Annotated in this window: 4 protein-coding genes; all 4 read left to right on the plus strand. The window is 48.1% G+C overall.

Features of this window, described 5'->3' with window-relative positions; all coding sequences use genetic code 11:
• Positions 1-1,374, plus strand: a 1,374-nt coding sequence (locus tag BMY62_RS15665; protein ID WP_090662176.1) for a type IV secretory system conjugative DNA transfer family protein, incomplete at its 5' end; no start/stop codon positions are given.
• Between the two features lie 2 nt (positions 1,375-1,376).
• Positions 1,377-1,934 carry a conjugative transfer signal peptidase TraF gene (gene traF, locus BMY62_RS15670; RefSeq protein WP_090662179.1) on the plus strand — a complete coding sequence of 186 codons (558 nt, stop codon included), beginning with the start codon at positions 1,377-1,379 and terminating at the stop codon, positions 1,932-1,934.
• The gene (locus BMY62_RS15675) at positions 1,931-2,182 is read left to right on the plus strand and encodes a hypothetical protein (RefSeq protein ID WP_256207668.1); all 252 of its coding nucleotides are present in this window, start codon (positions 1,931-1,933) and stop codon (positions 2,180-2,182) included. Before traF ends, BMY62_RS15675 begins: the two co-directional genes overlap by 4 nt.
• Before the next feature lies 1 nt (position 2,183).
• Positions 2,184-2,846, plus strand: a 663-nt coding sequence (locus BMY62_RS15680; RefSeq protein WP_143058847.1) for an ArdC family protein, incomplete at its 3' end; no start/stop codon positions are given.

A 2,846-nucleotide genomic window follows, 5' to 3' on the forward strand; every position in this document is an offset into this window, starting at 1 on the left:
CATGTATTGTGTTTTGCACCGACACGTTCGGGCAAAGGCGTGAGTTTGGTGATTCCGACCTTGTTGTCATGGATACAAAGTACTGTCATAACCGATCTCAAGGGTGAGCTTTGGGCACTGACTGCAGGCTGGCGCAAGCACTATGCGAAAAACAACGTACTGCGTTTCGATCCGGCATCTAATTCAAGCTGTCACTGGAATCCGCTTGATGAAATTATCATCGGTAGTAGCACCGAAGTTGCTGATGTGCAAAACCTGGTGAATTTAATTGTCGATCCTGACGGCAAGGGGTTGGAAACGCACTGGCAAAAGACTGCACATGCTTTGCTTGTAGGTTTAATTTTGCATGTGCTGTATAAATCTGAGCAAGATGGCACACCGGCAACACTACCGGCTGTCGATGCGTTATTGTCCGATCCCGATCGTGATATCCGAGAATTGTGGATGGAAATGATCATGCCGGAAAATGGTAACGCGCATCCGGTTATCGCGGCCAGTGCCAAAGATATGCTGGATAGGCCAGAAGAAGAAGCCGGTTCTGTGTTATCGACTGCAAAATCGTATTTGGCTTTGTATCGCGATCCAATTGTGGCAAACAATATCAGTGATTCGGATTTTTGTATCCGCGATTTAATGCATCAGAATAACCCTGTCAGTCTCTATATTGTTTCACACCCCAATGATAAATCGCGCCTGCGCCCTCTAATCCGTATCCTTATCAATATGATTGTCAGAAAATTGGCCGGTCAGATGGCGTTTCAAAATGGCGAACCGGTTACGCATTACAAACACCGGTTGCTGCTCATGCTCGATGAGTTTCCAAGTTTGGGTAAATTGGAAATCTTTCAGGAATCTTTGGCGTTTATCGCCGGTTACGGTATCAAGGCGTATCTGATCTGTCAGGACATCAATCAGCTTAAAAGCCGGGAATCCGGTTACGGCCATGATGAAGCGATTACTTCGAACTGTCATATCCAGACAGCGTTCGCGCCCAACCGCATAGAAACTGCAGAACACTTATCCAAATTGACCGGCCAGACCACGGTGATCAAGGAACAGATCACGACAAGTGGCCGAAGATCATCGATGATGCATGGCCATGTCACACGCACTTTGCAGGAAACACAACGTGCTTTATTGACACCGGATGAGTGCATGCGCCTGCCAGGCGCCACCAAAGATGCAAGCGGTAGAATTACAAAACCGGGTGACATGATTATCTATGTTGCCGGATATCCAGCGATTTATGGCGTACAGCCGCTGTACTTCCAAGATGAAGTGTTTGCCGCACGTGCGAAAGTTGATCCACCACTATCAAGCGACCGGCTGTCAGGTTCTTTCAATAGCACTGATTCTGGTACTTCAGGATTTTGACCATGAAAAAGCCGCTCAGAATCCTGGCTATTTTCGTGCTGGCAATCAGTATCAGCCTGTTTGTGCTGAGTATTGTCTTACGGTTTGGCGGGTTTTATATCAACACTACACCAAGTCTGCCGGTGGGTTTGTACCGGATTGTCGATGAACCGGTTTTAAAAGGCGCATATGTTGCGTTCTGTCCGCCACAAAGCGATGTGTTTGAGTTGGCCTTAGCCAGAGGCTATATCAATCCGGGAGATTGTCCTAGTGGTTACGGTCAATTACTCAAACGGGTACATGCGGTTGCTGGCGATACGGTTTTGATTGATGAAACCGGTATTAGCGTCAACGGAGAAAGGTTACCGAACAGTGCACCGCTATCTACCGATGCCTATGGCGCCACTTTGCCACAATACCGTTTTAATGAGGTACTCGCTGAGTCCGAGTACTTGTTGTTATCCGACCTGAACCCCCACTCATTTGACGCACGCTACTTTGGCGTCATCGACCGCACACAGATTGTGCATGTGGTGCGTCCTGTTGTTACCTTCAATCTTCAAGAGGAGTTATTGCCATGAATAATTCTGCAGATGATGACATGAAATTTGATATGCCTGATATCCCTGATACCGGTCTGAATGACCGGGAGATGAAACATCAGTTGATAGCGCAAAAGCTGGTTGATGCACAAATACCGGGGTTCCAGGCTGAGTTTGATCCCGAGGAAGCGGGGCTGCTCGGCGCCTTCAAAGAAGACACATTGAGTGAAGTTGAAGCACTGGATAGCAGTATCGATCAACCGGAATCTACTGATGGAGGGCAATAACATGGACAAATCCAGAAAAGCCTACCATGAACAAGTTGCTGAAAGTTTGATTGCACAACTGAAACAAGGCACAGCCCCATGGCAAAAACCATGGCAACCTGGTGATCCGCTGTTATCGTTTCCGCATAACCCAACCACCCAAAAACGCTACCGGGGCATTAATGCCTTGTATCTGATGAGCCAGGATTATGCCGATCCACGCTGGCTGACCTATAAACAGGCTACCGATTTAGGTGCACAGGTGCGTAAAGGTGAAAAAAGCACCTGGATTCAATACTGGAAATTTACCGATGAACGTATCAGGAAAGAGGATAACGGCAATCCGGTACTCAATAGTGACGGCAAGCCTGTCAAGGAGACCGTCAAGCTTGAACGTCCGCGTGTGTTTTATGCGTCCGTATTTAATGCCGAACAGATCGACAACCTGACGGAACTGACCATCGATCCACCCACCTGGAATCCAATTGAGCGTGCAGAACAAATCCTACAAGCATCCATTGCCGCCATTGAACACGGCGAATATGACCGGGCGTTTTACCGGCCAGTAACTGATCGCATACACCTGCCGCACAAACACCAGTTTGAAACACCGGATCGCTACTACGCTACAGCCTTGCATGAACTCGGTCACTGGACGGGACATGAAACACGCCTGAACCGCGAT

The sequence above is a fragment of the Nitrosomonas marina genome (genome assembly GCF_900111605.1).
Lineage (GTDB): Bacteria > Pseudomonadota > Gammaproteobacteria > Burkholderiales > Nitrosomonadaceae > Nitrosomonas > Nitrosomonas marina_A.

Coding starts and splice junctions, on each gene's coding strand:
- BMY62_RS15675 (WP_256207668.1), top strand. CDS start 1,931: ATGAATAATTCTGCAGATGATGACATGAAATTTGATATGCCTGATATC.
- traF (WP_090662179.1), top strand. CDS start 1,377: ATGAAAAAGCCGCTCAGAATCCTGGCTATTTTCGTGCTGGCAATCAGT.